This window comes from Sphingopyxis sp. (assembly GCF_016463645.1).
Lineage (GTDB): Bacteria > Pseudomonadota > Alphaproteobacteria > Sphingomonadales > Sphingomonadaceae > Sphingopyxis.
Genome location: NZ_JAEMQX010000039.1, coordinates 1 through 25,915, shown reverse-complemented (window position 1 = coordinate 25,915; position 25,915 = coordinate 1). Strand labels below are relative to the sequence as shown.

Sequence of the window (25,915 nt, the reverse complement as noted above, 5' to 3'; positions counted from 1 at the left end):
CACCCCCGTCCGCCCGGCACACCCTGTCCGCGCGAAAGACGACGGCGACGGGCAGGTCTCCTGGCTTGCGGGTCAGCGCCGTCCGGCCGCCTTCTCGGGACCCAAGTCCCAATGGCATATGGCCGATGGCTCGCCGCGTACAGTTGCAGGGGCAGCCGGGGTTTTCCCGTTCCCTCTTAGTCCCCGTCGCCGGGGAACCTGTCGCTGCGGTGCCGTTAGACCCATTCCGGGCGCGCGGTCAATCATCGTCGGCGCGTGCCTTCGATTTCGGGTCACCTTCGCGAAAGCGACGATCGGGCTAGAACAGCCCCGGCAGTTCGCGTTGCGCCGCGCTGGGCCGCTCGGGCATCAGCATCGCGGGCGCAGCGGGCGGGGCCTTCCGGCTGCCGCGCGCCGCCGCCCCGGCGCTCGCGTCGGCGATCCGCGCCATACAGACGTGACCGGCGAGGAAATCGATCGCGGCGCGGATCGACGCTTCGCGCGGATCGCCCAGCGGCGCGCCCAAATCGTCGTTCGCGGCGCAGCTGTTCGGGATCTTCGACGCCAGCCCGTCATAATAATCGCTCTGTCCGGCGGAATTGGCGGTGGCGAATGCGACCACACGCATACGGTCGTCGCATTCGGCCTTGTCGAGCGCGATCTGGCCGACCGGCTTGCCATAGGTGTTGCTGCCGACGAGCGCCATGTTGGCGCCGAGATAGGGCAGCATCGAATTGATCACGAGTTCGCTGGCGGAGGCGGTCGACCCGGTGCCGATAAAGGCGATGCGGGTCGGCGCGATCGATTGCGCGACCGGCGCGAAGAGATGTTCGCCATTCTCCCTGAACTTCTCGGGCCGAAAGCTGGTCTGGGAGAACATCTGCCCGGCGCGCCCCGCGCCCATCAGGTCGCCCATCAGATTCGCCGTCGAAACAAGGCCGCCGCCATTATAGCGGAAATCGACGATGATGTCGGTTACGCCCTGCGCGCGGAAATCGGCGAAGGCGGTCTTCAGCTGGTCGTCGGCCGAGGAGATGAAGGTGCGCAGGTTGAGATAGCCATAACTGCGGCCGCCTTCGGTGATGATCTTGGCGCCATAGCGATCCGAAACCGGATCGAGCGCATAGTCGGCCTTGGCGACGGTGACATCGCGCGTTCCGGCCGCGTCGGTGATGCGCAACACGCGGCTCACCCCCGGGTCGTTCGGGCCGAGAGCGCCGGTAAGTCCCTGAACCCCCTCCGCGGCGACGATGTTTGCGACTGTCCGCACATTGCCGCTGTTGGTGCCGATCCCCACGATCGCGGTGCCGCGGTCGATCCCCGCTGCGAAGGCCGGCGCGCCTTCATAGGCTTCGGCGACGACGATGCGCTGGTTCACCTCGTCATAGGCCATGAGCACGCCGAATCCCGCGCTCGATCCGCTGGTGTAATAGGCCTCCTCCTCGGCGATCGAGGTGATGTAGGTGAAGAAGCGGTCCTTGTTCAGCGCGCGCGCCGGGGCGACCAGCGCGTCGATATAGGATTGGACGTCGCTGTAGCTGCCGGGGTTGACGCCGCTCGCGACGTTGCCCGGGAACAGATACCATTCGTCGATCACCGCCTTGGCAAAGGCCTGGCGCGATGCGAGCGCACAATTGGGCGTCGGGGTCGGGGTGGGACTCGGCGTCGGGGTGACCGTCACGGGGCCGCCGCCCAATGTTCCTCCGTCGCCGCCGCCGCACGATGCCAGCATCAGTGCCGCAAGCGTCAGAGCCGCCACCGGCCGCCTCGACTTACCCATCAAAATTCTCCCCCGGTTCGACCCATCGACTTTATTCGGTCTCTGTCTCCACGGCCTTGCTGCGGCCCTTGAACCCTTGCGCGATCACATACAGCTCGGGCGAGCCCTTGCGGCTCGCGGGCGGTTTGGCGTGCTTTACCGTTGAAAAGTGTTGCTTCAGTAAAGTCAACAGCTCGCGATCGGCGCCGCCCGCGAACACCTTGGCGACGAAGGCGCCGCCGGGCAGCAGGTTCTGCACCGCGAAATCGGCGGCGGTTTCGGCAAGCCCGATCGTGCGCAGATGGTCGGTCTGCGGATGGCCGACGGTGTTCGCCGCCATGTCCGAAATCACGAGATCGGGCGCGGTGCCGAGCGCCTCGATCAGGGCGTCGGGCGCGGTATCGTCCATGAAATCCATCTCGAGGATCTCGACGCCCTCGAGCGGCTCGCAGTGGAGCAGGTCGATCCCCGCGACACGCGCGCGGGGGTTCGCCTTGCGCACGACCTGCGACCAGCCGCCGGGTGTGATGCCGAGGTCGACGACCGCGCGTGCCTTTTTGAGGAAGCCGAATTTCTCGTCGAGTTCGATCAGCTTGTATGCGGCGCGCGAGCGATAGCCCTCGGCCTGTGCGCGACGCACATAGGGGTCGTTCAGTTGCCGCTGCAGCCAGCGCGTCGACGACACGCTGCGCCGCTTCGCGGTCTTGACGCGCACATGCAGGCCGCCGCGCCCGCCGCCCTTCCCGCCTCCGCCGCTCACTTGCGATACTCGCGGCGGGTGACAGGGATGTCGCGGCCCTGCATCGCGAGGCAGCGCAATATGCCCTCGCGGATGCCGCGGTCGGCGACGCCGACGCGCGCCGCGGGCCAGAGGTCGATGATGCTCTCGAGGATGGCGCAGCCCGCGACGACCAGATCGGCGCGTTCGCGGCCGATGCACGCGATTTCGGCGCGGTCGGCGATACTCGCGTCGGCGAGGCGGCGGCTGATGTCGCGCATCGCGTCCGACGGAACGACCAGCCCGTCGACTGCGCGCCGGTCATAGCGCGGCAGGTCCAGAAAGACGCTGGCGAGCGTCGTCACCGTGCCGCTCGTGCCGAGCAGGCGCAGCGGCTGGCCGGCAAAGCGTTCGGCGCGTCCCGCAAAGGCGGCAAAGGCCTCGCGCGTTACCTCGCGCATATGCGCATAGGCGGCCTGACGCCCCGCGAGGCTGTCGTCGGGAAGCGGGGCGTGCTCGGTCAGCGAGACGACCCCCCACGGCACGCTGATCCAGTCGTGGATCTTCACATCATGGTCCGAGACGTCGACGTGCATCAGCTCGGTCGAACCGCCGCCGATGTCGAAGATCAGCGCGGGTCCCTCGCCCGGCTCCATCAGGTTGTGGCAGCCGAGCACGGCAAGACGCGCCTCCTCGGCGGCCGAGATGATGTCGAGAACGATCCCCGTCTCGCGTCGGACGCGTTCGGCGAGCTCCTCGCCATTGCTCGCGCGGCGGCACGCTTCGGTCGCGACTGCGCGCGACAGCGAGACGTGGCGGCGGCGGAGCTTGTCGGCGCAGATCGACAGCGCCGCGACGGTGCGGTCCATCGCCGCCTCGCTGATCTTGCCCGTACCGTGCAGGCCTTCGCCCAGTCGGACGATACGCGAAAAGGCGTCGATCACGACGAGTTCGCCATTTTGCGGGCGCGCGATCAAAAGTCTGCAATTGTTGGTGCCAAGGTCGATCGCGGCGTAGCTGCGCGGCCGCGTGATCGGCAACGGGCGCGATTCGCCACCCGCCTTTCGTCCTTTCGCCGCCGGACCCGGCCGCGGCGGTCGCCTCGATGGCGCTGCCATTTGCCGCATGGCTATTATTACCTGTCTGCTCACGCGTCCGCAAAACCGCGAACGTGCACTTGGCGGCAAACCTAGGCTTTCCTCGCCTTCATGGCAAGGCCCGCGCCCGCTGCGGTCCGGCGCAAGAAAAACCCCGCCCGGCGCAGGGCCGGACGGGGCATGAGGGGAGAGGAAATTATTGGGGGTCGGGACTGCCTCTTAACGGCAGCCGTCATTCCCCTTGTCGATCGCGCGGCCGGCGAGGGCGCCGACGGCGCCGCCGATGATCGTGCCGACCGTGCGGTCGCCGCGACCGGCGATTTCATGACCGGCAAGGCCGCCCGCAATCGCACCGATCACGGTGCCGCCGGTGCCCTTGTCGCACTGGCGATAGTTGCGGCGGTCGCCACGGTAATAGCGGCGATCGTTGCGGTAATCGCGGCGGTCGTTGCCGCGATAGCCACGACGGTCATAGCGACGGTCGTCGCGGTCGTAGCCGCTGTAATAGCTCGAATAGCCGTCGCGGTCGTAATAGCCGTTCTGCGCCGCGGCGGGCGTTGCCAGGCCCAGCGTCGCGGTGGACATCAGGGCGGCGATCGAGAGGGTCACCATCTTTTTCATCGTCGTTCTCCTTCTTTCGTCGTTTGGCCCTTCAGGGCTGTGGTCGATGAGGATGTTTTGCCCGATTCGCATTGAGCCAAGCCTGAACATCATTGTTGGCTGCTGTTCAGCTTTCCGCGGCGAAACGCTTTTCTTTCGCATGTCGCCGCCCTAACCCCGCTGAAGATGCGCCGCCTCCTCCTCGCTGCCCTGATCTTCGTCACCCTCGGCCCGATGCCGGGCGCCGTGACGCGCGGCCCCGACGAGGTGCTGATACAGCGCGCCGCGGCACGGCCGCTCCTGTTCGCGCCCGGCACGAAGGGCATGATGCGCTTCGTGAAAGGCTGGCATCTGGTCAGCCCGCACAGCCGTTTCGGCGGCTTTTCCGCGCTCGCCCGGACGGGCCCCGGGGACTTCCTGCTCGTCGGCGACAATGGCCATGCGACGCGGATCGCGCTCGATTCGCGCGGCGCGGTGTCATCGGTACGGATTCGCGCGCTGCCGACCGTCGACGGCCGGCCGGCGCGCAAGTCCATGGCCGATACCGAGGCGATGTATATCGACCCCGCCACGGGCAAGGTCTGGCTCGCGCTCGAAGGGGTCAACGAGATCTGGCGGCTCGATGCCGATCTTTCGAAAATCGAATCGCGGCGAAAGCTTCCGAAGCCCTATTGGCGGGCCAATCGCGGTCCGGAAGCGATGGCACGGCTCGCCGACGGGCGGACCGTCGTCTTTTCGGAAGATACCTATCGCGACCCGCGCGGGCGGGAGGCGCTGATCTATACGGGCGATCCGGCTGCCCCCGGCCCCGCGCCGGTCCGCTTCTTCTATGATTCGGACGGGCGCGGGCTGGTCAGCGATGCCGCGGCGCTGCCCGATGGCCGCTTCCTGCTTGTCCACCGGCGGCTCGGCTTCGATCCGGTGTTCACGACGATCGTCGCGATCGTCGATCCCGCCGACATAAGGAAGGATGCCGTCGTGCGTGCGCGCACGATCGGCCGCGTTCCCCGGCCGCTTGCCGAAAATTACGAGGGCGCCACGGTCTCCGTAGAAGGCGGACGCACCTTCCTCTGGCTTGTCGCCGACGATAATTTCAACGTCTGGCAGCGCAGCCTGCTGCTGCAGTTCGAACTGGTCGACCTGCCGCCGCCGGACAGCAAAAAGGCCGCGCGGTAAACCCGGCGGCCTTCTGCCATGCGAAAGGCTCGGAAGCTCAGGCGGCCTTTTCGGCCAGCTTCTTCGTGACTTCCTTCTTCAGCTTGCGGGCGTTCGCCGACAGCTGGTCGTCACCGGCCTTCAGCAGCCAGTTGTCGAGGCCGCCATTATGCTCGACCGAACGCAGGCCGTGGGTCGACACGCGCAGCTTCACGCCCTTGCCGAGCGCGTCCGACAGCAACGTCACATTCTGCAGGTTGGGCAGGAAGGTGCGCTTGGTCTTGTTGTTGGCGTGGCTGACATTGTGGCCAACCTGGCGGCCCTTGCCGGTCAGTTCGCAGATGCGCGACATGGTCTTCGTCCTTGTCTAAAAACTGGGTCAAAAATTTCGGATCGGCGTCCGGGCACTTCCCGCAAAACGGGGAGCACAGGACCGGAGTGAGCCGGGAAAGGCGCGCGCTTATCGGCTTGCGGGAGATTCGTCAAGCGAATAGGCTGCTCTTATGGCCCAGTTCCCGCTCCCCGAACCGATGCGCCGCGCGCTCGACCTCGCCCGCATCGCCGCCGAATGGGGCGAGGTGCCTGTCGGCGCGGTGATCGTCAAGCACGGCGCGATCGTCGCCGAGGGCCATAACCGCCCACGCGAATCGCACGATCCGACCGCGCACGCCGAAATCGTCGCGATTCGCATGGCGGCGGCGAAGCTCGGCAACGAGCGGCTCGACGGCTGCGACCTCTATGTGACGCTCGAACCCTGCGCGATGTGTGCCGGCGCGATCGCCCACGCCCGGATCGCGCGTCTCTATTATGGCGCCGACGATCCCAAGGGCGGCGCCGTCGTCCACGGCCCGCGCACTTTCGCGCAGCCGACGATCCATCATCGCCCCGAAATCTATGACGGGATCGGCGACGCCGAAGCGGCCGCGCTGCTCCGCGACTTTTTCGCTGTCCGGCGTTAGCCGAGCATCTGCTCGACCCACTCGGGCACCAGCGCCGTCGCCGGGCCCTGACGTGCCTCGTCGAACCAGTAGCTGCCCTGGCTCGGCTCCATATTGAGTTCGAGCGTCCGCGCCCCCGACGCCCGCGCTTCGCGCACGAATCCCGCGGCCGGATAGACCGCGCCCGACGTTCCGATCGACACGAACAGGTCGGCATGGTTCAGCGCGTGATGGATTTCCTCCATCCTGTACGGCATCTCGCCGAACCAGACGATGTCGGGGCGCAGATATCCGACGATGCCGCAGGCGCTGCACGCGGGGCGATCGAGCAATGGTCCCGTCCACGGCACGCGATTGTCGCACGCGGTGCACCAGGCGTTGAGGTGCTCGCCATGCATATGGATCAGCCGCTTCGCTCCTGCGCGCTCGTGAAGATCGTCGACATTCTGCGTCACGATCAGCAGCTCGCCCGGCCATTCGGCGTCGAGCCGCGCCAGCGCCTTGTGCGCCGCGTTCGGCGTTTTGGTCTGGATGGCCTCGCGGCGCATGTCATAGAAACGCAGGACAAGATCGGGATCGCGCGCGAAGGCCTCGGGCGTCGCGACATCCTCGACGCGATGCTGCTCCCACAGGCCTCCGGCGTCGCGGAACGTGTCGATCCCGCTTTCGGCCGAAACCCCGGCGCCGGTCAGGATGACGATATTCTGGATCGGGGACATGCTATCCTGTTCTTCTTGATTCGGGGGCGGCAGCCGCTAGGCGGGCGACATCGTTCAGCATGACGGGGGCAGGAAAGGCAAGCCATGACCAGCATCGGCATTATCGGCAGCGAAGGGCGGATGGGCGTCGCGCTCGCCGCCGCCATTTCCGAGGCGGGGCAGCGGAGCTGCGGGGTCGACAAGGGCGGCAATGTTTTGCGGCTCGCGTCGGACGCCGATGTGCTCGTCGATTTCTCCTCGCCCGCCGCGCTCGAGGCGACGCTCGATGCCTGCGTCGCGGCGCGCAAGCCGATCGTCATCGGCACGACGGGACTCGAGGAGCGCCACCATTATCTCATCGACGATGCCGCGAAGGATATCGCGGTGCTCCAGACGGGCAACACGTCGCTCGGCGTCACGCTGCTCGCGCATCTCGTGCGTGAGGCGGCGGCTCGGCTCGATCCCGAATATGATATCGAAATCGTCGAGATGCACCACCGGATGAAGGTCGATGCGCCCAGCGGCACGGCGTTGCTGCTCGGACAGGCGGCGGCCGAAGGGCGCGGGATCAACCTCGCGACCTGCTCCGAGCGTGGCCGTGACGGCCTCACCGGCGCGCGGGGCCACGGCAAGATCGGCTTCGCGAGCTTGCGCGGCGGCACCGTTGCGGGCGACCATGATGTGATCTTCGCCGGGCCCGAGGAAATGATCACGCTTTCGCATCGCGCCGAAAACCGCATGATTTTCGCGCGCGGGGCGGTGCGAGCGGCGCTGTGGCTGAGGAACCGGAAGCCCGACCGCTACACGATGCCGCAGGTACTGGGGCTGAACTGAGCTGATGAAAAAGGCCGATATTTTCGAATTCTACCGCCGTCTCGCCGAGCTCGATCCCAGCCCCGAGACCGAGCTGGAGTTCGGCAACACCTATCAGCTGCTCGTCGCGGTCGTGCTGTCGGCGCAGGCGACCGACGTCGGCGTGAACAAGGCGACGCGGCTGCTGTTTCAGGACGTGAAAACCCCGCAGCAAATGATCGATCTCGGCGAAGATGGCCTCAAGAAGCACATCAAGACGATCGGGCTGTTCAACGCGAAGGCGAAGAATGTCATCGCGCTCAGCGAAATCCTTGTCCGCGATTTCGGCGGGGAAGTGCCCGCTGACCGCGACACGCTCGTCGAACTGCCCGGCGTCGGGCGCAAGACCGCCAATGTCGTGATGAACTGCGCCTTCGGAGCGGAAACCTTCGCGGTCGACACGCATATCTTTCGCGTCGGCAACCGCACCGGCCTTGCGCCCGGCAAGACGGTGCTCGCGGTCGAGAAGAAGCTCGAGAAGGAAACCCCCGCGCCCTTCCGCGTCGGCGCGCACCACTGGCTGATCCTCCACGGTCGCTATATCTGCAAGGCGCGGACGCCCGAATGCTGGCGCTGCCCGGTCGCCGATCTTTGCCGCTACAAACCCAAGACGCCCGCGCCGAAGGGATGGAAGGCGGCGTGACGGCCGTGATCGAACCGGTGATTCCGCCGAATCACCGTTGGCATTCGGGACAATAAAAGGTCGACCGGCCCGACTGCACGACCCGCGCGATCGGGCCGCCGCATTCGCATCGCTCGCCCTCGCGGCCATAGACGCGCCAGTCCTTTGCGAAATAGCCGAGGTCGCCTTCGGGGCTGAGGAAGTCGCGCAGAGTCGAACCGCCCGCCGCGATCGCGGCGGTCAGCACCGCCTTGATCGCGGGCACCAGCAGGGCGAGCTTCGCCTTCGGAACATCCGCAGCGGGCTTCAGCGGCGAAATCTTCGCCATGTTGAGCGCCTCGCAGACATAGATGTTGCCGAGCCCCGCGACGACCGTCTGATCGAGCAGCATCGCCTTGATCGGCGCGCGCCGCCCGGCGAGCGCCCTGGCCAGACAGGCGGCGTCGAAATCGTCCGACAGCGGCTCGGGGCCGAGCGTCACGAAAGCGGGAAACAGCGTCAGCGGGTCGCCGCTGACGAGGTCGACCGACCCGAATCGCCTTGGGTCATGAAGAAACAGGCGATGCCCCGCACCGGTTTCAAGCAGCAGATGGTCGTGCTTCCCCGCCTCGCCGCCCTCGGTCCGCCAGCGCCCCGACATGCCGAGGTGAAAGATCATATGATCGTCGCGATCGGTCGAGACGATGCCATATTTGGCGCGGCGCGAGAGGCTGGTGACCGTCGCGCCGGTCAGTCGTTGTGCGAGGTCCGCAGGAAAAGGCCGGCGCAGGTCGGGACGGAATGTCGTGACCGCTGTCAGCCGCTGGCCTTCGAGGAAGGGCGCGAGGCCGCGGACGGTGGTTTCGACTTCGGGTAGCTCTGGCATATCGCACATCGGGCTACGCGCCATTTGCCTGCACGACAAGGCCCGGCTAAAGGCCGACGCAACACACCATCTCCCCGCAAAGGCGCACCATCCATGGCCACTCCCGACACCGTCAGCTTCGGCTATGAACAGGTCCCCGCGGGCGAAAAGACCGCGATGGTCGGCGAGGTGTTCAGCCGCGTCGCGCGCAAGTACGACATCATGAACGACGCGATGTCGGGTGGCATGCACCGGCTGTGGAAGGACCGCTTCGTGCGCCGCGTGAAACCGCGCGAGGGCGAGGCGATCCTCGACATGGCGGGCGGCACCGGCGACATCGCGTTCCGCATGGAGCGGTTCGGTGCGAGCATCACCGTCGCCGACATCAATCCCGACATGCTCGGCGTCGGTATGGAACGCGCGGCGGAGCGCGGCATCGATACGCTTGTCTGGTCCGAGCAGAATGCCGAGAAGCTGAGCTTCCCCGACCAGTTTTTCGACGCCTATACGATCGCCTTCGGCATCCGCAACGTCACCGACATTCCGGCGGCGCTGGGGGAAGCGCACCGCGTCCTGCGCTATGGCGGGCGTTTCTTCTGTCTCGAATTCTCGACCAACGAATGGCCGGGCTTCGCGCAGGCCTACGATGCCTATTCGCATCATCTGGTGCCGAAGCTCGGCAAGCTGATCGCCGACGACGAGGACAGCTATCGCTACCTGATCGAATCGATCCGTCGCTTCCCGCCGATGCCCGAATTCGCGAAGATGATCCGCGAAGCGGGCTTCACCGCGGTGAAGGTCGAGCCGATCCTCGGCGGTCTGGTCGCAATTCACAGCGGGTGGAAGGCTTGACCCGACCCGTCACCCATATCGTCCGCCTGCTGAAGTGGGGGCGTATCCTCGCGCGCCACGGCGCGCTGCGCGGGATCGAAACCGCGCCGCAGACGCCGCCGGGGGTCAAGCGGCTGTGCCGCATCGCGCGGCTCGGTACGATCCAGCCGAAAGTGCCGGACTATGCCGCCGCCTTCCAGGCGATCGGCCCCGCCGCGGTCAAGCTCGGCCAGACGCTTGCCACGCGTCCCGATCTCGTCGGCGAGGAAGCGGCGCACAATCTGCTCACGCTGCAGGACGCGCTCGCGCCCGTCCCCTTCGAACGTATCCGGCAGGAAATCGAGGCGACGTTCGAGGTTCCGCTCGAAAGCCTTTACAGCGAATTCGATCCCGAACCCGTCGGATCGGCGTCGATCGCGCAGGTCCATCGCGCGGTGACGACCGAGGGCCGCAAGGTCGCGGTCAAGGTCCGCCGCCCCGGTATCGACAAGCAGTTCGCGCGCGACATCGAAACCTATGAATGGGCGGCCGCGCATCTCGAAGCGTTCGGCGGCGAAGCGGCACGGCTGCGCCCGCGACAGGTGATTGCCAATTTCCGCCGCTGGACGCTGCGCGAACTCGATCTCCGCCGCGAGGCCGCATCGGCGTCCGAACTCGCCGATGCGATGGTCGGCGTGCCCGAATATGAAGTTCCCGCGATCGACTGGGACCGCACCGCGAGCCGCGTGATGACGCTCGACTGGATCGACGGCATCAAGATTTCGCGCCGCGATGCGCTGATCGCCGCGGGGCACGACATGGAAAAATTGTCGGCGAACCTCGTCAACGCCTTCCTGCGGCAGGCGATAGCCGAAGGTTTCTTCCACGCCGACATGCATCAGGGCAATCTGTTCGTGAAGGCCGACGGCACGATCGCCGCGGTCGATTTCGGTATCATGGGGCGGATCAACCGGCAGGCGCGCTACTGGCTCGCCGAGATCCTCTATGGGCTGACCACGGGCAATTACCGCCGCGTCGCCGAAATCCATTTCGAGGCGCAGTATGTCCCCGACTATCACAGCGTCGAGGAGTTCGCGACCGCGCTCCGCGCGGTCGGCGAGCCGATGCGCGGCAAGCCGGTGAGCGAGCTCAGCGTCGGGCAGATGCTCGACGGGCTGTTCGCGATCACGCGCGATTTCGACATGCAGACGCAGCCGCATCTGCTGTTGCTGCAAAAGACGATGGTGATGGTCGAGGGCGTCGCGACGATGCTCAATCCGAAGATCAACATGTGGGACGTCTCGGGCCCCTTTGTCAGCGCATGGATCCGCGACGAGCTGGGCCCCGAGGCCGCGCTTGCCGATGGCCTGCGCGAACAGGGCAAGACGCTCGCACTGATCCCCGACATCATCCGCCGCCTCGACGCGCAACTGCCGAAAAAGGGCGCGGCGCCGCCCGCGCCGCCGCTTCCCGACATTCCGCTGATGTGGGACAAGGGCGAGACGCGCCGCTGGTGGCGCTATGCGCTGACCGCGCTCGCGGGCGCCGCGGCGGGCGCGGCCGCGCTGTGGGCGCTCGGGATCGGCTAGGTCGCCTGGTTCGAGGCGCTTCCTGCACGGAGCCGCCTTGGTTACCGGACATTTACCCTGAATCGCTAAGCCATGGTCTCGACCCACGCCGGACGTGAATCCGGACCGAGCCCGAGGTTTCATGCGCCACGACATATTGATTGCCGACAGGATCCTGCCCGCCGACACGCTGCCGCTCGAGGTCGCGGTGGTGGTGCCGACGCTCAACGAAGCCGCCAATGTCGAAAAGCTGATCGCGAAATTGTCGGTCGTGCTCGCCGGGCGCGGTTGGGAGGTCGTGTTCGTCGACGATAATTCGCCCGACGGCACGAGCGAACTGGTGCGGCGTATCGGCCGCGGATCGCGGCATGTGCGCATCGTCCAGCGCGTCGGCCGCCGCGGCCTGTCGTCGGCTGTCGTCGAAGGCATTCTGGCGACGGCGGCACCGGTGGTCGCGGTGATGGACGGCGACCTCCAGCACAGCGAGGACGCGCTGCCGCGGCTGATCGACGCGGTCGCGGGCGGCGAGGCCGATGTCGCGGTCGGCACGCGCTATGGCGCTGGCGGCGGAATCGGCGACTGGGACGAGGGCCGCGCACGGATGAGCCGGCTCGCGACGCGCGCCGGACAGATCGCGCTCGGCACCGACGTCAGCGATCCGATGAGCGGCTTTTTCGCGATCCGCCGCGACGCCTTCGAGCGCGCGCTGCCGCACCTCTCGGCGATAGGCTTCAAGATCCTGCTCGATATATTGGCGTCGAGTCCCACGCCGCTGAAGGTCGCCGAAATCCCCTATCGGTTCCGCACGCGCGAAGCCGGCGAGAGCAAGATCGGCGCGCGCGTGATCGCCGAATACGCCGAGTTGATAGCCGACAAGACGATCGGGCGTGTCGTCCCGGTCCGCCTGCTCAAATTCCTGATGGTCGGCGGGCTCGGCGTCTTCGTGCACCTCGCCGTGCTGCGCGCCGTCCTCGGTGCCGGCAGCGCCTTCGTCACCGCGCAGACCGTCGCTGTGATGACCGCGATCGCGTTCAACTTCTTCCTCAACAACAGCTTCACCTATGCCGACCGCAAGCTGAAGGGCTGGCGCCTCGTCGGCGGTCTCGCGAGTTTCTACGCGATTTCGGCGCTCGGCGCGGTCGCCAATATCGGCATCGGGACGTGGATGGCGGGGCATGACGAGCGCTGGTGGGTCGCCGGGGTCGCCGGGGTGGTCGTCGGCGCGATCTGGAACTTCGCCATGTCGTCGGCGCTCACCTGGCGCAAATGACGCGCGCGGCGCCCGGCTGGAACCGCTTCGCCGGAATTCCAAGGCCGGCGGCCGCCGCGGTGCTGGCGCTGCTCGCGCTGCTGATGATCTGGGGCGTGCAGGGCGGTGTCGGGCGCGACCATCTTCGCGTCGCGGCGCCGACCTCGGCGCGGTTCGACGGGCTCGTCGGCGACCATGCGCTCTATGCGCATATCGCGACGCGCGTTGCGGCGGGTGAATCCTATTATGCCGCGGCGGCGGCCGAGCATCGCAGCGGCCATTATCCGCTCCGGCCGTTCGTGACGGTCCGCCTGCCGACGCTCGCCCATATCGTCGCCGCGCTCGGCGAGCGGAACGCGATGATCCTCTTCCTGCTGTCCGGCGGCGCGGCGATCCTCGCCTGGTACCGGCGGCTGCGGATCGACGGGAAACTTCCGCGCCATGCCGCGGTCGGCGCGCTGTTCGTCGCGGCGAACCTGACGCAGCTCGCCGCGCGCGAATGGCTCTATATCCATGAGGTGGCGGCCGGCGTGCTGCTGGCGCTGGCGCTCGCGCTCTATCGCCCGGCACGCCCTTGGGCCACGATGACGCTCGTCGCGGCGGCGCTGGCGATCCGCGAGACGGTTCTGCCCGTCGCGATGCTGTTCGGGCTGTTCGCGCTGATCGACCGCGACTGGCGCGCCGCGGCGGGATGGCTCGCGGTCGGCCTCGCCTTCGCGGGCGGCATGGCGGCGCATATCGCCGCACTCGCCGCAGTCACCTCGCCCGCCGACGCCGCTAGCCAGGGCTGGCACGGGCAGGGCGGCTGGATCGCCTATCTGTCGTTCGTGCAGGCTTCGTCATTGCTGCGCTTTTTCGCGGGCTGGGTCGGGGCGGTGATCGTCCCGCTCGCGTTGCTCGGCTGGGCGGCCTGGCGTTCGCGACCGGGGCTCGTGGTGCTCATCATCCAGCTCTTCTATGCGGCCATGCTGATGCTCTTTGCGCGGCCCGCGAATTTTTACTGGGCGATGCTCGTCACCCCGACATTGTTCGTCGGTCTGGCGTTCGCGCCCGCCGCGCTCGCCGGACTGGCGCGATCGCTGCGCCATCCGGCGCGCGCCCTTCCCGCCGCCGCCTAGCCGTCCTTGAACTGGCGCGCCGAAGCGCATAACTGGGAGGCGAAGGAGACGGCGATGAATCACACCCTGTCGGTCGCCGCCCATAACGGGCAGGCCTGCCACCGCTGATGGCCGCCCCCCGCATTCTTCTGATCGTCGGCGGCGGCATCGCCGCATACAAGAGCATCGAGCTCGTCCGCCTGCTTCGCAAGGCGGGCATGACCGTGCGCTGCGTACTAACCCGCGCGGGCGAGCAGTTCGTGACCCCGCTGACGCTCGCCGCACTCAGCGAGAACAAGGTCCATACGAACCTCTTCGATCTCAAGGACGAGGTCGAGATGGGGCATATCGAACTCAGCCGCGAAGCCGACCTCGTCGTCGTCGCGCCCGCGACCGCTGATCTGCTCGCGAAGATGGCGGCGGGAATCGCCGACGACATGGCGACGACGCTGCTGCTCGCGACCGACAAGCCGGTGCTCGCCGCGCCCGCGATGAATGTGCGTATGTGGCTGCACGCCGCGACGCGGCGCAATGTCGCGACCTTGCGCGGCGATGGCGTCAGCGTGATGGAGCCCGACGAGGGCGAGATGGCGTGCGGCGAATATGGCCCCGGCCGCCTGCCCGAACCGGCGGCGATCAAGGAAGCGATCGACAAGGCGCTCGCCAATCCCCCCGCGATCGTGCCGCTGGCCGGCCAGCCCGATTTCGCGCCCGCGAACCATCGCCCGCTGTTCGGGCGGCGCATCCTCGTCACCGCGGGGCCGACGCACGAGCCGATCGACCCGGTGCGCTACATCGCCAACCGGTCGAGCGGGAAGCAGGGCTTTGCGATCGCCGCCGCCGCCGCCGAAGCCGGTGCCGAGGTGCTGCTGGTCGCAGGCCCGGTCCCGCTGCCGACCCCGCCCGGCGTGATCCGGGTCGATGTCGAAACCGCGGTCGAAATGGCCGCCGAGGTCGCCGGGGGCCTGCCCGTCGATGCGGCGATCATGGTCGCCGCGGTCGCCGACTGGCGCGCCGCCGACACCGCGCCGCGGAAAATCAAGAAAGACGGCAGCGGACGGGTCCCGCCGCTCGCGCTCGCCGAAAATCCCGACATTCTTGCCGGGCTCGCGAAGAGTCCCGAGCGCCCGCCGCTGCTGATCGGTTTCGCCGCCGAAACCAACGACGTCATCGCGCATGCCGAAGCCAAGCTCGCGCGCAAGGGGTGCGACTGGATCGTCGCGAACGACGTCTCGGCCGACCCGATGGGCGGTGAGAGCAACCGGGTGCATATCGTTAGCAAAGACGGCGTAGACAGCTGGGACCGGCTGCCCAAACAGGCCGTCGCCCGCAAACTGATGGAAAAGATCGCCGATGAGCTCGAAAAGCGCACACCCCTTGAAAGAGATTGAAATCGCTATCCAGCGGCTGCCGAATGGCGGCGGCCTGCCCCTGCCGGCCTATGCGTCGGACGGCGCCGCGGGGATGGACGTCGTCGCGGCCGAAACGCTGACGATCCGTCCCGGCACGCGTCACGCGGTCGCGACGGGCTTCGCGATGGCGATCCCGCCCGGTTATGAAGTGCAGGTGCGCCCGCGTTCGGGCCTTGCGCTGAAGCACGGCATCACCTGCCTCAACACGCCGGGCACGATCGACAGCGACTATCGCGGCGAGGTGAAGGTGATCCTCGCGAACCTCGGCGACGAACCCTTCGATATCAGGCGCGGCGACCGCATCGCGCAGCTCGTTCCCGCGCCGGTGCAGCGCGCGGCCTTCGCCGAGGTCGAAACACTCGACGCAACGGCACGCGGCGCGGGCGGCTTCGGGTCGACCGGGGTCGAAAGCGACGCGGGCGACGAGACCGCGAACACCGCGGGAGTCGCCTCGCTGTCGGGCATCAAGCTCCGCTGACCGGTGCTCAGCGACGCCGAACTCGACCGGTATGCGCGCCAGATCATCCTTCCGGCCTTCGGCGGGGCGGGACAGGCGAAGCTCAAAGCCGCGCATGTCGCGGTGATCGGCGCGGGCGGGATCGGCTGTCCCGCGATCACCTATCTCGCCGCCGCCGGGATCGGAAAGCTGACGATCGTCGACCATGACCGGGTCGAGCTGTCGAACCTGCAGCGTCAGCCGCTGTTCACCGACGCCGATATCGGGTCGCTGAAGGCGGAAGTCGCCGCCGCGTCGGCGCGGCGGATCAATCCGCATGTCGATGCGATCGCGGTCTCCGAACGGCTCGACGAAGCCAATGCCGAAACGCTGCTGGCGGGGGCGAGCCTGATCCTCGACGGCTGCGACAATTTCGCCACGCGGCTCGCGGTCAACCGCGCCGCGGTCGCGCTCGAAATTCCGCTGCTCAGCGCCGCGATCGGGGCGTTCGAGGGACAGATCGCGCTTTATGAGGGCTGGCGGCCCGGCCATGCCTGTTACGCCTGCCTCGTCGGCAACGATCCTGACCGGCGGGGGATCAACTGTGCCGAAACCGGCGTGATGGGCGCGCTCGCCGGCATGGTCGGGACGATGGCGGCGCTCGAGGCGGCGCGCGCGCTGTCGGGCTGGGGCTCGGCGTTGACGGGGCGGCTCGCGCTCGTCGATATGCTCGATCGCCGCTGGCGCGAGGTCGGCGTGCCGGAGGATCCCGAGTGCCCGATATGCAAGGTCTGAACATCATCGTCGCGGTCGCCGAGGGGCGACGACTCTATGCGGCGGTCGAGGCGGGCATGGCGGCGGCGGCGCTCGGGCGTCCGGTGCGCATCTTCCTGCAGGGCGAGGCCGCGGCGCTGCTGCGCGATCCCTTGTCCTTTGCCGGCGACGAGGCTCGCCGCGCCGCGGGCCAGCCCGATCTCGCATGGCTGGTCGAGGAAGCGATCGCGATGGAGGTCGCGCTGTTCGTCTGTCAGTCGGGCATGGCGCTCGTCGGCATGGCGGCAACCGAGCTGATCCCGCATGTCCGCACGTCGGGGCTGGTCAGCTTCCTGGCCGAGGTCGGGGCCGACGACCGGCTGATCGTCTATTAGACCCTATGGGTTGTCGCAGACCTTGATCGCGTCGGGCTCGGGGCGTTTGCCCGCGGGCTCGAAGCGCGCGAGATAGCCTCCCGCGTGCTGCTTGTCGTCGTAGGATACGAGCTTGTAGCCCACCGCCTGAAACTCGCAGACGAGCAGGCGGAAGGGTGTGCCATGCTGCGCGATCGGCCGGTCGCCGTCGACGACGAGCACCTGACCGCCCTTGCGCAGCGCCGGGCGCAGGCGCCAGAGAAAGGCGTAGGGCTCGCCGATCTCGTGATACATATGGACCATGAAGACGCGGTCGAAACTCGCCCCGGGCAGGCGCGGGTCGTCGACCGCGCCGAGTTTCAGCGAGACATTGTCGAGCCGCTCGCGCGCGACGCGGTCGGCGAGGCGCTCGATCACCTCGGGAATGATGTCCTGCGCGAGAACGCGCCCGCCCGCACCGACGCGCTGCGCGAGCCGCACGGTGTAATAGCCGTCGCCCGCGCCGATGTCGGCGACGGTCATGCCGGGGCGGACGTCGGCGGAATCCATGACATCATCGGCCTCGTTGACGCGGTCGCGCGCTTCCTCGGTCGACCATTTGGTCGAAACCGTCGGCGCCACCGGCCGGTCGGCGGGCGGAAAGTCGCGCGCGGTTTCGGCCCGGTTGCCGCTATCGTCCCAAGGCGCGTCGCAGCCACCGAGCAGCGGCATGGTCGCTAGCGCGGCCAGAAGAACCGCGCGCTTCATCAATCGATGTCCTCCACCTCGACCTTTTCGCCGGTCACCTTCTGCGACAGCGCCGCCGCCATGAACGGGTCGAGCGCGCCGTCGAGCACGTCGCCGGGCGCGGTCGAGGTCACCCCGGTGCGCAGATCCTTCACCAGCTGATAGGGCTGGAGGACATAGGAGCGGATCTGGTGGCCCCAGCCGATCTCGGTCTTCGCCTGATATTCTCCGCTCGCCGCCGCCTCGCGCTTCTGCAGCTCGGCCTCGTACATTCGCGCTTTCAGCATGCCCATCGCGGTCGCGCGGTTCTTGTGCTGCGACCGGTCGTTCTGGCTCGCGACGACGATGCCGGTGGGGATGTGCGTGATGCGGACCGCCGAATCGGTCGTGTTGACGTGCTGGCCGCCCGCGCCCGAGGCGCGATAGGTGTCGATCTTGAGGTCGCCCTCGTTGATCTCGATCTCGATATTGTCGTCGATCACCGGATAGACCCAGACGCTCGAGAAGCTGGTGTGGCGGCGTGCCGAGCTGTCGTAGGGCGAGATGCGGACGAGGCGGTGGACGCCGCTTTCGGTCTTGGCATAGCCATAGGCATTCTCGCCCTTGACCAGCATCGTCGCCGACTTGATGCCCGCCTGTTCGCCCGCCTGATATTCGACGAGTTCGACCCGCATGCCGCGCTTTTCGGCCCAGCGCATGTACATGCGCTGCAACATCTCGGCCCAGTCCTGGCTTTCGGTGCCGCCGGCGCCCGCATGGACCTCGATATAGGCGTCGTTGGCGTCGGCTTCGCCCGCGAGAAGCGCCTTGATCTTGTCTTCCTCGGCGCGCGCCGCGAGTGCGGCGAGCGACGCCACCGCCTCGTCGACCATCGCCTCGTCGCCTTCCATCTCGGCGAGTTCGATCAGCTCGGCGGTGTCGGCGCATTCGGTCTCGATCGCGCGTGTCGCGGTGATCGCCTCGTCGAGCCGGCGGCGTTCGCGCATGACTTCCTGCGCCGCCTTCGCGTCGTTCCACAGCGTCGGGTCCTCGACCTTCGCGTTGAGTTCGTCGAGCCGCCGCACGGCGCGGTCCCAGTCGAGAAAGCGGCGCAGCAGCGCCAGTGCGGCGTTGATCTTGTCGATATGATCCTGCGCTTCGGCGCGCATGTCCTTGCTCCTGAAATGGTTGGTCCCGCCCTTACGGCCTCAGCGGCCGCAGGGGAAGGATGTGCGCGACGTCAGATGATGCCGCCGCGGTCGTCGAGGAAGTCGCTGTCGGTACGCCCCGTCGTGCCCTTTTGCGCAGGGCCGCTCGATCGCTTGGGCGCCCTGATCGGCTTGATTTCCTCTTCGCGGATCGTCCGCCGGGGTTCGCTTTCGGGCTTGAAAGCCTCCCAGATGATCGACGCCTTGGGATCGGTGCCCGGCCAGCTGCCGTAGACGCGGCGCCCCGACTGGCGGTCGATGCGGACCATGCGCACGCCCTTCGGCGCCGCGAAGGGGATCGGCTGGCGGTCGGCGAGCGCAGCGAGGGCGAAATCCTTGAAGATCGGCGCGGCATAGCTGCCGCCCTGCGCATAGCCGCCCATGCTGCGCGGCTGGTCGAAACCGATATACATGCCCGCGATCACGTCGGGGGTGCCGCCGACGAACCAGACGTCGTTGGGCCCCGATGTCGTACCGGTCTTGCCGAACAGCGGCACGTTCAGGTCGCGCAGCCGAACCGCGGTGCCGCGCTGGACGACGCCTTCGAGCATATGGACGACCTGATAGGCGGTGATCGCGTCCATCAGCTGCTTGCCCGACTTGGCGAATCGCGGCATCGGGCGGCCGTCCCAATCCTTCTTGTTGCATCCCTCGCACGGCTTCCAGTTCGCGGGGAAGATCACCTTGCCGCGGCGATCCTGCGCATAGTCGATGACGCGCGGCTTGAGTTCGCGGCCGTGGTTGGCGAGCATCGCATAGGCATTGGTCATCTTCTCTACCGTGGTCGAGCCGGCGCCGAGCGCGGTCGAAAGATAGGGCTCATGCTTGCCGATGCCCATCGTGCCGATCATCTCGACCACCGGTTCCATGCCGATCTGGCTCGCGGTGCGCACCGTCATCAGGTTGCGCGACTGTTCGAGGCCCCAGCGCATCGTATGCTCGCCCGACCCGCCCGCGCCGCCGAAATTACGGAAGCATTTGTTGCCGAAGCGCGCACCCTGATAGACGCAGAAGGGTCCGTCGACGATCATCGTCGCGGGGGTCATGCCGTTGTCGAGCGCGGCGGCATAGACGAAGGGCTTGATCGTCGAACCCGGCTGGCGTTCGGCCTGCGTCGCACGGTTGAAGGGTGACAGGCGAACGTCGAAGCCACCCTGCATCGCATAGATGCGGCCCGAATGCGGGCTTTCGACGACCATGCCGCCCGACACTTCGGGAATGTTGCGCAGCGCGTAGTTCGACCCGCCGGTCGATTTGACGGCGATCAGATCGCCGGGGCGCATTGCCGAGAAGGCGCTGCCGCCGGTCTTGCGATAGCCCATCGCCGCGGCGCTGGCGGGGAGGGTGCCCGTGTCGCCGTTTGCGAAGCCGATGCGCGCCGCGCCCGCCGACTTGGAGATCACCGCGGCGACGCGCCAATTGTCATAGTCGATACCGATGAAGCTCGACGCGAGGCGGCTCTGCCACTGGTCGTCGGCCTCGATCGTCGCGATCGGGCCCGACCAGCCCTTGCCCGCGTCGTAGCGCTGGAGCCCCTTGCGGAGCGCCATCGTCGCGCCCTGCTGCATCTTGCCGTCATAGGGCGTGCGCACCCAGAGGCCGCCGGCATAGACGCTGTGCGGACCGTTGTCGGCGGTTTCGCCGAACTGGGCGATCAGCTGGCGCCGCACCTCTTCCATATAATAGCCGCCGACCTGCGCGACCGCGCGGTTGCCGCTGTTGGTGAGGCCGAGCGGCATGGCGCGTGCGGCGTCGCGCTGCGCGGCGCTGATCCAGCCGTTGGTCTCCATCGATCCGAGCACGAAATTGCGACGCGCGAGCGCTTCCGCCTCGTTGCGGGCGCGGCCGTATTTCTCCGGCGCCTTGGGCAGGATCGCGAGGAACGCCATTTCGTGGAGCTGGAGCTGGTCGACGTCCTTGTCGAAATAGGCGCGGCTCGCCGCCTGCACGCCGAAGCTGCGGCGACCGAGCGGAATCTCGTTGAGGTAAAGTTCGAGGATCTGCTCCTTGGTCAGCGCGCTCTCGATACGCATCGCCAGGATCGCCTCGCGCACCTTGCGACGATAGCTGAGCTCGTTGGTGAGCAGGAGATTCTTCGCGACCTGCTGGGTGATCGTCGAGGCGCCGACGGGGCGGCCGCTGTTCGTCAGGTTGGTGACGATCGCGGTCGCGATGCCCGGATAGTCGATGCCGCCATGGCTGAAGAAGGTCTTGTCCTCGGCGGCGAGGAACGAGCGCACGAGCAATTGCGGATATTCGCTGTATTCGAGCTGGACGCGGCGTTCGCGGGCATAGCTGTGCACCGGCTTGCCCTCACCGTCGCGGACCATCGTCGGCAGTGGCGGTTCATAGTCGCGAAGCTGGTCGACCGAAGGCAGGTCGCGCGCGAAAACCGCCCAGATCAGCACGATACCGAGCAGGCCGGCGAGGATGAGCCAGCCGAGCCAGCGGAACCAGCGCCGCGTCCACATGTCGCGGAACCAGGCGATGACGGCATTGCCGTCGCGGCGGAGGCGAAGGCGGAAATCGGGCGGACTGTCGGCGGCCATATGCCCCCGCCTCTAAAGCCTGCGCGGCCGAAAGGGAAGTATGGTTGCGGCGAGGTGTCTCAGGAGGCGTGCGCGGTCAGGTCGAGCAGCGCGGCGCGCAGCATCGACGCCGTTTCGGCAAGCACGACGTCGGCCGGAACGCGATCTTCCTCATGGAGCATTTCATCGGCGGCGAAGCCGAGTTCGACCGCGATCCGGAGGCGCGACCACAGCGCGCCGCGCTCGATACCGCCAAGATGCGGCACGCAGGCATCGACCAGCCGTTCGGTGACATGGCGATGCGATTCGAGCCGGACGTGGACCAGTTGCGGTGAGGCGTGGAGCGCGCGGAGGATCCATACCGCGCCCGGTTCGGCGCGCGTCGCTGCCGCATTTTCGGCAAGCAGACTACCGATCCGATCGGCCATCGCGGCGACGCCGCCCGGCGCGTGGCGCGCGAGCCAGGCATCGAGCGCGGCGTTCTGACGCTCCATCAGCCGCCGGCCGAGCGCTTCGAGCACCGCATATTTGTCGCCGAAATAGCGATAGAGCGCGGGCGGGGTCAGGCCGGCGCGCGCGGCGATCATGTTGGTCGAGATGCGCTCGATCCCGACCTCGGCGAGCAGCTCGCCTGCGACGTCGAGCAGCCGTTCACGTGTCTGGCGTGCGCGGTCCTGCTGCGGCGGGCGCCGCGCGGCGAGCGTCATCGCGCGCGGCCGCGGGCGCTGACCGGCCAGATATCGACGACCGTGTCGCCCGCGACGACGTGATAATGGTCGTAGAGGTTTACCGTCGGGTCGCAGTGCGGCACGGTCAGGCTGACCGGGTCGCCGGGCGCAAGCTGCGTTCCGATATCGGGTGCGATCAGCGCGGCATGTTCGTCGCCCATGAAGGCGAAAAAGGCCGTTTCGGGCGCACCGCGCCGGACGACGGCGACGCCGCCGTCGGTCGAGAGCGACTTGTAGCCGGCGTCGATCGTGACGAGCCCGCTGTGGTTCGCGCTGACGACGCGCGCGTCGACCGCCAGCGACACCTCGAACGGCGGTTCGCCGCCATCGGCGATGTCGCAGTCGAGATATTGCTTGTCCATGAAGACGTAGGAGCCCGCCTGCAGTTCGGTGAAGACGCCGAGTTCGAGGTCGATGCGGTGCGTGCCGGTGCCCGAACCGGTGACGATGCCGGGCGCGAAGCCCGCATCCGTCAGCGCGGCAATGATTTCCTGCAGATAGGCGGTGCGTTCGACGATCGCGGCGCGGCGGTCGGCATAGCTTTCGATATGCTGCTGCGACCCGCAGTAATATTGCACGCCGCGATATTCGAGGTTCGGCGCCGCCGAAATCGCCTCGGCCAGGGCTACCGCCGCCTCGGCCGACGCGACGCCGGTGCGCGCGATGCCGGGGTCGATGTCGATGACGACGTCGAGCTTTGCTCCGGCCGCGGCCAGCGCCGCGTCGATGCGGCCGGCGACGTCCGGATGATCGACCACCGCCATCAGCCCCCCGGCCGATGCCGCGAGCTTCGCGAGGCGGCTGATCGCGGCGGGCGCGGCGACGGGCGAGGTGATCAGGATGCCGGTCACGCCGCCTCCGGCCAGCACCTCGGCCTCGCCGATCTTGGCGCAGCAGACGCCGGCCGCGCCCGCCGCGATCTGGCGCTTTGCGATATCGACGCTCTTGTGCGTCTTGGCGTGCGGACGCAGCGCGACCCCCTTGTCTGCCGTCAGTGCCGCCATTTTCGCGATATTGCGGTCGAGGGCATCGACGTCGAGGACGAGAACGGGCGTGTTGAGGTCGGCGCGCGAGCCCTGCCGCCCGATCAGATGCTCGTGCAATTCACGGTCGGTCGTCATGCGAACAGGGCCTCCAGATGCGGATTGAGAAATTTGCCGTGCGGATCGGCGGCGCGGCGGACCGCGATATAGCGGCCCGCCATCGGATAGAGCGCGGCGACGTCGGCCCGATCCAGCGTGTGGCGCTTCGCCCAGTGCGGCCGCCCGCCGGCGCCGCGCAAGATCGCCTCGGCGTCGGTGAACAGGCTTCGCCAGGGCATTTTCGCATATTGGTGCATCGAGATCGCCGCGACCGGGCCGGCGTTCATCGGACTCATCCAGATATCGTCGGCGGCGACGGTGCGATATTCGAAGGGGAAGGTCACGGGCAGGCGTTTCCTGCGAATCCAGCCGACCACCTCCTCGAGCGCGTCGAGCCCGGCCGCGCGCGGCATTTCATATTCCATTTCCTCGAAGCGGATCGTGCGGTCCGAAGGGAAGATGGCGTGCGCGGGACCCCGACGGCCGCCGTCGATGTCGGTTCGCATCATCAGGCGCTGCAGGAAGGGCGTGAGGAACGGCAGGCGCGCGGCGATGTCGAGTACGCGGCGAAAAGCCGTTTCCTCCATATCGGTCGTGCTTGGTGGCGGGTCGCAGGGGTCGCAGGGGTCGAGCGTCTTCAGGATCACATCGTCGCTGTGCGGAAAGAACCAGAATTCGATATGGCGGTGCTGCTGCGCCAGCTCGTCGTAGCTTTCGCGGATTTCGGCCCAGCGCCGCTTTTCGATCCGCTCGGCGAGGTGAAAGGCGGGGACGACCGCGACCTCGACCTCGGTCGCGACGCCGAACAGCCCGAGCGACAGGCGCTGCGCCTGATAGAGGTCGGCGTTGGTGCCGGCGTCGCACCAGTGCGCCTCGCCGTCGGCGCCGACGAGCCGGAAGCCGCACGCGAAGGTCGACAGCGAACCGAGGTCGATCCCGGTGCCGTGCGTGCCTGTCGCCATCGCGCCGGCGAGCGACTGCGGGTTGACGTCGCCCTGGTTGGCGAGCGCGAGCCCCTCCTCCCACAGCGCGGCGGTCAGCCGGCGGATGCTCCAGCCCGCGGGAATGCGCGCGGTGCGGCGGTCGGGGGCGACATGAAGCGTGCCCGTCATGTCGTCGAGGCTGACGATCAGCTCGCCCGATTCGCAAAGCGGCATGAAACTGTGCCCGGCGCCGGTGACGCGCAGGCGGTTGGCGCTGCGGACGAGCGCCGCGAGTTCATCCTCGCTTTGCGGGCGCGCAACCGCCGCGCTCGCAGTGACGCTGCCCGACCAGTTGCTCCAGCTCATGACGCTCTCCCGCGATCAGGCCAAAAATTTGTCGCCCGAAAAAAAGTTAGTCAAGACTATATTTTGGTGGAGGCCGGGCTGATCAGCGCCCGGTTCCGGCAATCCGCCGTGCGAAGTGAATTTGCACGGCATCGCGGACCCCGCGCGCGACCTTCCTCTGCCCGGCGGAAGAGACGAGAAATTCGGAATCCTCCTTGTTCGAGAGGAAGCCCGTTTCGAACAGCACCGACGGCGTATCGGGCGCCTTCAGCACGATGAAGGATGCGAAGCGGTGCGCCGTGGTGCGGAATTCGATCTCGTCCGACGCCTCGCGCTGGAGCAGGCGGGCAAATTCGGATGCGACATTCATCGTCTCGCGCTGCGTCAGGTCGAGCAGGATCGCCGACACGTCGCCGCTGTGCGCGCCGAGGTCGATGCCGTTGATGATATTGGCCTTGTTCTCGCGTGTCGCGAGCCGCGCCGCCTCGCGGTCCGACGCGACTTCGGACAGCGTATAGATCGACGCGCCGCGCGCCTGTCGATTCTCCGCCGCGTCGGCGTGGACCGAAATGAACAGATCGGCTTTCAGTCGCCGCGCGATGCCATAGCGTTCCTCGAGTACGAGGAACCGGTCGTCGGAGCGGGTCAGCGCGACGCGGACGCGGCCCGAAGCGAGCAGATCGGCGCGAATCGCGCGGGCGAGCGCAAGGGTGATATCCTTTTCGCGCTCGCCGCCGTGCGGCGAAATCGCGCCCGGATCGTGCCCGCCGTGCCCCGCGTCGATCACGACGAGGGGGAGGCGGGTGTCGGCCGGCCCTTCGATGCGCGGGAGCGCAACCGAAGGCTTCGGTTTGCCGATCGGCACGGTGACGCTGTATCTTTTGCCCGGACGCTTGGCCCGGAAACCCGCCGAAGCCTCCAATTCGCCGCGTGGGCCACCGAAAGCGGGATCGCCGCCCGGCCGCCCGGCAAGGGCTGCGGGCGGGGTCGCGATCATCCCGAGCAGGACAAGCAGGCTCATTGCGCGTCTATGCCGCCCGCGGCGCATGATGGTCCAGCGCTTATTCGAAAACATGGGGCCCCCGCGGCAGATCGAAATGAACCCGCCATTGGCCATGGTGCGCCAAAAGCCAGCCGGTCGGCAAGGCCAAACGCCCGCGCCCGATGCCACCCGGCGAATGGCATTCTTGCAACAGTGTGACAGCCTTGCCATCTTTGGCGGCGGTTGTGGTTGCCGTCGGCCCGTGCCGATGCTAGCACGCCATCACTGACGGTGTCGTTCCCGGTGCCGTCCGGCCTTTTGAGGGGAAGGCCTGCTCCGCGACTGTGCGGATCATGGCCGCCTTGGTGCCGGACATGCGGGGAAGGGCGACCTGCCGCCAGTCCACCCGGTTGACCGGACAGTCGGGGCGTTCGCTTGCGCGCCCGCCCTGCC

The 25,915-nt window shown here is 67.6% G+C and carries 26 protein-coding genes, 1 pseudogene and 1 riboswitch; of the genes and pseudogenes, 12 read left to right on the top strand and 15 right to left on the bottom strand.

The window, feature by feature from the left end; genetic code table 11:
* Window positions 1–32: 32 nt before the first annotated feature.
* A riboswitch (cobalamin riboswitch) is annotated at window positions 33–217 on the bottom strand.
* An 81-nt stretch (window positions 218–298) separates the two neighbouring features.
* The 4 genes from JHC57_RS10415 to JHC57_RS10400 form a co-directional block, all read right to left on the bottom strand.
* Window positions 299–1,759: a S41 family peptidase gene (locus JHC57_RS10415; protein ID WP_294029930.1), complete on the bottom strand. Its 1,461-nt coding sequence runs from the start codon at window positions 1,757–1,759 to the stop codon at window positions 299–301.
* Window positions 1,760–1,790: 31 nt separating this feature from the next.
* Window positions 1,791–2,498, bottom strand: coding sequence for an RlmE family RNA methyltransferase (locus JHC57_RS10410; RefSeq protein WP_294029929.1), 708 nt, complete (start codon window positions 2,496–2,498; stop codon window positions 1,791–1,793).
* Window positions 2,495–3,583: a Ppx/GppA phosphatase family protein gene (locus JHC57_RS10405; protein WP_294029928.1), complete on the bottom strand. Its 1,089-nt coding sequence runs from the start codon at window positions 3,581–3,583 to the stop codon at window positions 2,495–2,497. Before JHC57_RS10405 ends, JHC57_RS10410 begins: the two co-directional genes overlap by 4 nt.
* A 189-nt stretch (window positions 3,584–3,772) precedes the next feature.
* The gene (locus tag JHC57_RS10400) at window positions 3,773–4,174 is read right to left on the bottom strand and encodes a glycine zipper 2TM domain-containing protein (protein ID WP_294029927.1); all 402 of its coding nucleotides are present in this window, start codon (window positions 4,172–4,174) and stop codon (window positions 3,773–3,775) included.
* 165 nt (window positions 4,175–4,339) lie between these two features.
* Between JHC57_RS10400 and JHC57_RS10395 the strand changes: the two genes are divergently transcribed.
* Complete coding sequence (locus JHC57_RS10395; RefSeq protein WP_294029926.1) at window positions 4,340–5,329, top strand: esterase-like activity of phytase family protein; 990 nt, start codon at window positions 4,340–4,342, stop codon at window positions 5,327–5,329.
* A gap of 37 nt (window positions 5,330–5,366) precedes the next feature.
* On the opposite strand, the gene rpmB is transcribed toward JHC57_RS10395, so the two are convergent.
* Window positions 5,367–5,660 carry a 50S ribosomal protein L28 gene (gene rpmB, locus JHC57_RS10390; RefSeq protein WP_037556081.1) on the bottom strand — a complete coding sequence of 98 codons (294 nt, stop codon included), beginning with the start codon at window positions 5,658–5,660 and terminating at the stop codon, window positions 5,367–5,369.
* 151 nt (window positions 5,661–5,811) lie between these two features.
* Here rpmB and tadA point away from each other — a divergent pair, with 151 nt between their 5' ends.
* Window positions 5,812–6,267 (top strand): tRNA adenosine(34) deaminase TadA, encoded by a 456-nt coding sequence (gene tadA, locus JHC57_RS10385; RefSeq protein WP_294029925.1) that lies wholly within the window; start codon window positions 5,812–5,814, stop codon window positions 6,265–6,267.
* Here tadA and JHC57_RS10380 read toward each other — a convergent pair.
* Window positions 6,264–6,965 (bottom strand): NAD-dependent deacylase, encoded by a 702-nt coding sequence (locus JHC57_RS10380; RefSeq protein WP_294029924.1) that lies wholly within the window; start codon window positions 6,963–6,965, stop codon window positions 6,264–6,266. The two genes, tadA and JHC57_RS10380, sit on opposite strands and share 4 nt — an antisense overlap.
* A gap of 84 nt (window positions 6,966–7,049) precedes the next feature.
* On the opposite strand from JHC57_RS10380, the gene dapB reads away from it, so the two are divergent.
* Window positions 7,050–7,778, top strand: a complete 729-nt coding sequence (gene dapB / locus JHC57_RS10375) for a 4-hydroxy-tetrahydrodipicolinate reductase (protein ID WP_294029923.1) — start codon at window positions 7,050–7,052, stop codon at window positions 7,776–7,778.
* Between the two features lie 4 nt (window positions 7,779–7,782).
* Complete coding sequence (gene nth, locus JHC57_RS10370) at window positions 7,783–8,439, top strand: endonuclease III (protein ID WP_294029922.1); 657 nt, start codon at window positions 7,783–7,785, stop codon at window positions 8,437–8,439.
* Between the two features lie 31 nt (window positions 8,440–8,470).
* On the opposite strand, the gene mutM is transcribed toward nth, so the two are convergent.
* Window positions 8,471–9,283 carry a bifunctional DNA-formamidopyrimidine glycosylase/DNA-(apurinic or apyrimidinic site) lyase gene (gene mutM / locus JHC57_RS10365; protein ID WP_294029939.1) on the bottom strand — a complete coding sequence of 271 codons (813 nt, stop codon included), beginning with the start codon at window positions 9,281–9,283 and terminating at the stop codon, window positions 8,471–8,473.
* A gap of 93 nt (window positions 9,284–9,376) precedes the next feature.
* On the opposite strand from mutM, the gene JHC57_RS10360 reads away from it, so the two are divergent.
* The 8 genes and pseudogenes from JHC57_RS10360 (at window position 9,377) to JHC57_RS10325 (ending at window position 16,982) form a co-directional block, all read left to right on the top strand.
* Window positions 9,377–10,114: a class I SAM-dependent methyltransferase gene (locus JHC57_RS10360; protein WP_294029921.1), complete on the top strand. Its 738-nt coding sequence runs from the start codon at window positions 9,377–9,379 to the stop codon at window positions 10,112–10,114.
* The gene (ubiB, locus tag JHC57_RS10355) at window positions 10,111–11,661 is read left to right on the top strand and encodes a 2-polyprenylphenol 6-hydroxylase (protein WP_294029920.1); all 1,551 of its coding nucleotides are present in this window, start codon (window positions 10,111–10,113) and stop codon (window positions 11,659–11,661) included. Before JHC57_RS10360 ends, ubiB begins: the two co-directional genes overlap by 4 nt.
* 121 nt (window positions 11,662–11,782) lie before the next feature.
* On the top strand, window positions 11,783–12,910 hold the full coding sequence (locus JHC57_RS10350) for a glycosyltransferase family 2 protein (RefSeq protein ID WP_294029919.1): 1,128 nt from the start codon (window positions 11,783–11,785) through the stop codon (window positions 12,908–12,910).
* Window positions 12,907–14,007 (top strand): hypothetical protein, encoded by a 1,101-nt coding sequence (locus tag JHC57_RS10345; protein ID WP_294029918.1) that lies wholly within the window; start codon window positions 12,907–12,909, stop codon window positions 14,005–14,007. Before JHC57_RS10350 ends, JHC57_RS10345 begins: the two co-directional genes overlap by 4 nt.
* 107 nt (window positions 14,008–14,114) lie before the next feature.
* The gene (coaBC, locus tag JHC57_RS10340; protein WP_294029917.1) at window positions 14,115–15,377 is read left to right on the top strand and encodes a bifunctional phosphopantothenoylcysteine decarboxylase/phosphopantothenate--cysteine ligase CoaBC; all 1,263 of its coding nucleotides are present in this window, start codon (window positions 14,115–14,117) and stop codon (window positions 15,375–15,377) included.
* A pseudogene (dut, locus tag JHC57_RS10335) lies at window positions 15,340–15,801 on the top strand (dUTP diphosphatase); the annotation flags it as partial. The gene coaBC and the pseudogene dut, both read left to right, overlap by 38 nt.
* A 78-nt stretch (window positions 15,802–15,879) precedes the next feature.
* Complete coding sequence (locus tag JHC57_RS10330; RefSeq protein ID WP_294029916.1) at window positions 15,880–16,629, top strand: HesA/MoeB/ThiF family protein; 750 nt, start codon at window positions 15,880–15,882, stop codon at window positions 16,627–16,629.
* The gene (locus JHC57_RS10325) at window positions 16,617–16,982 is read left to right on the top strand and encodes a DsrE family protein (RefSeq protein ID WP_294029938.1); all 366 of its coding nucleotides are present in this window, start codon (window positions 16,617–16,619) and stop codon (window positions 16,980–16,982) included. The genes JHC57_RS10330 and JHC57_RS10325 overlap by 13 nt, the downstream gene beginning before the upstream one ends.
* 3 nt (window positions 16,983–16,985) lie before the next feature.
* Here the strand turns inward: JHC57_RS10325 and JHC57_RS10320 are convergent, their stop codons facing one another.
* The 8 genes from JHC57_RS10320 to JHC57_RS10285 form a co-directional block, all read right to left on the bottom strand.
* Window positions 16,986–17,708 carry a methyltransferase domain-containing protein gene (locus JHC57_RS10320; protein ID WP_294029915.1) on the bottom strand — a complete coding sequence of 241 codons (723 nt, stop codon included), beginning with the start codon at window positions 17,706–17,708 and terminating at the stop codon, window positions 16,986–16,988.
* Window positions 17,708–18,835, bottom strand: coding sequence for a peptide chain release factor 2 (prfB, locus tag JHC57_RS10315; protein WP_294029914.1), 1,128 nt, complete (start codon window positions 18,833–18,835; stop codon window positions 17,708–17,710). The genes JHC57_RS10320 and prfB overlap by 1 nt, the downstream gene beginning before the upstream one ends.
* A 71-nt stretch (window positions 18,836–18,906) precedes the next feature.
* Window positions 18,907–21,423 carry a transglycosylase domain-containing protein gene (locus JHC57_RS10310; RefSeq protein ID WP_294029913.1) on the bottom strand — a complete coding sequence of 839 codons (2,517 nt, stop codon included), beginning with the start codon at window positions 21,421–21,423 and terminating at the stop codon, window positions 18,907–18,909.
* Between the two features lie 59 nt (window positions 21,424–21,482).
* Entirely contained in the window at window positions 21,483–22,109 is a 627-nt protein-coding gene (locus tag JHC57_RS10305) for a TetR/AcrR family transcriptional regulator (RefSeq protein ID WP_294029912.1), read from the bottom strand.
* Window positions 22,106–23,251: a DSD1 family PLP-dependent enzyme gene (locus JHC57_RS10300; protein WP_294029911.1), complete on the bottom strand. Its 1,146-nt coding sequence runs from the start codon at window positions 23,249–23,251 to the stop codon at window positions 22,106–22,108. Before JHC57_RS10300 ends, JHC57_RS10305 begins: the two co-directional genes overlap by 4 nt.
* Window positions 23,248–24,501: a D-arabinono-1,4-lactone oxidase gene (locus JHC57_RS10295; protein WP_294029910.1), complete on the bottom strand. Its 1,254-nt coding sequence runs from the start codon at window positions 24,499–24,501 to the stop codon at window positions 23,248–23,250. Before JHC57_RS10295 ends, JHC57_RS10300 begins: the two co-directional genes overlap by 4 nt.
* Window positions 24,502–24,583: 82 nt before the next feature.
* Complete coding sequence (locus JHC57_RS10290) at window positions 24,584–25,555, bottom strand: N-acetylmuramoyl-L-alanine amidase (RefSeq protein WP_294029909.1); 972 nt, start codon at window positions 25,553–25,555, stop codon at window positions 24,584–24,586.
* A 178-nt stretch (window positions 25,556–25,733) separates the two neighbouring features.
* A partial coding sequence (locus JHC57_RS10285) for a hypothetical protein (RefSeq protein WP_294029908.1) occupies window positions 25,734–25,915 on the bottom strand: 182 nt, incomplete at its 5' end.

What these genes read in the sequence shown, in the direction of transcription:
- JHC57_RS10310 (WP_294029913.1), bottom strand. Translation starts at nt 21,423, where the DNA reads ATGGCCGCCGACAGTCCGCCCGATTTCCGCCTTCGCCTCCGCCGCGAC.
- JHC57_RS10295 (WP_294029910.1), bottom strand. Translation starts at nt 24,501, where the DNA reads ATGAGCTGGAGCAACTGGTCGGGCAGCGTCACTGCGAGCGCGGCGGTT.
- JHC57_RS10300 (WP_294029911.1), bottom strand. Translation starts at nt 23,251, where the DNA reads ATGACGACCGACCGTGAATTGCACGAGCATCTGATCGGGCGGCAGGGC.
- JHC57_RS10380 (WP_294029924.1), bottom strand. Translation starts at nt 6,965, where the DNA reads ATGTCCCCGATCCAGAATATCGTCATCCTGACCGGCGCCGGGGTTTCG.
- coaBC (WP_294029917.1), top strand. Translation starts at nt 14,115, where the DNA reads ATGGCCGCCCCCCGCATTCTTCTGATCGTCGGCGGCGGCATCGCCGCA.
- JHC57_RS10320 (WP_294029915.1), bottom strand. Translation starts at nt 17,708, where the DNA reads ATGAAGCGCGCGGTTCTTCTGGCCGCGCTAGCGACCATGCCGCTGCTC.
- nth (WP_294029922.1), top strand. Translation starts at nt 7,783, where the DNA reads ATGAAAAAGGCCGATATTTTCGAATTCTACCGCCGTCTCGCCGAGCTC.
- JHC57_RS10325 (WP_294029938.1), top strand. Translation starts at nt 16,617, where the DNA reads ATGCAAGGTCTGAACATCATCGTCGCGGTCGCCGAGGGGCGACGACTC.
- tadA (WP_294029925.1), top strand. Translation starts at nt 5,812, where the DNA reads ATGGCCCAGTTCCCGCTCCCCGAACCGATGCGCCGCGCGCTCGACCTC.
- dapB (WP_294029923.1), top strand. Translation starts at nt 7,050, where the DNA reads ATGACCAGCATCGGCATTATCGGCAGCGAAGGGCGGATGGGCGTCGCG.
- JHC57_RS10350 (WP_294029919.1), top strand. Translation starts at nt 11,783, where the DNA reads ATGCGCCACGACATATTGATTGCCGACAGGATCCTGCCCGCCGACACG.
- JHC57_RS10395 (WP_294029926.1), top strand. Translation starts at nt 4,340, where the DNA reads ATGCGCCGCCTCCTCCTCGCTGCCCTGATCTTCGTCACCCTCGGCCCG.
- JHC57_RS10345 (WP_294029918.1), top strand. Translation starts at nt 12,907, where the DNA reads ATGACGCGCGCGGCGCCCGGCTGGAACCGCTTCGCCGGAATTCCAAGG.
- JHC57_RS10415 (WP_294029930.1), bottom strand. Translation starts at nt 1,759, where the DNA reads ATGGGTAAGTCGAGGCGGCCGGTGGCGGCTCTGACGCTTGCGGCACTG.
- JHC57_RS10305 (WP_294029912.1), bottom strand. Translation starts at nt 22,109, where the DNA reads ATGACGCTCGCCGCGCGGCGCCCGCCGCAGCAGGACCGCGCACGCCAG.
- JHC57_RS10400 (WP_294029927.1), bottom strand. Translation starts at nt 4,174, where the DNA reads ATGAAAAAGATGGTGACCCTCTCGATCGCCGCCCTGATGTCCACCGCG.
- rpmB (WP_037556081.1), bottom strand. Translation starts at nt 5,660, where the DNA reads ATGTCGCGCATCTGCGAACTGACCGGCAAGGGCCGCCAGGTTGGCCAC.
- JHC57_RS10290 (WP_294029909.1), bottom strand. Translation starts at nt 25,555, where the DNA reads ATGTTTTCGAATAAGCGCTGGACCATCATGCGCCGCGGGCGGCATAGA.
- JHC57_RS10360 (WP_294029921.1), top strand. Translation starts at nt 9,377, where the DNA reads ATGGCCACTCCCGACACCGTCAGCTTCGGCTATGAACAGGTCCCCGCG.
- mutM (WP_294029939.1), bottom strand. Translation starts at nt 9,283, where the DNA reads ATGCCAGAGCTACCCGAAGTCGAAACCACCGTCCGCGGCCTCGCGCCC.
- JHC57_RS10405 (WP_294029928.1), bottom strand. Translation starts at nt 3,583, where the DNA reads ATGCGGCAAATGGCAGCGCCATCGAGGCGACCGCCGCGGCCGGGTCCG.
- prfB (WP_294029914.1), bottom strand. Translation starts at nt 18,835, where the DNA reads ATGCGCGCCGAAGCGCAGGATCATATCGACAAGATCAACGCCGCACTG.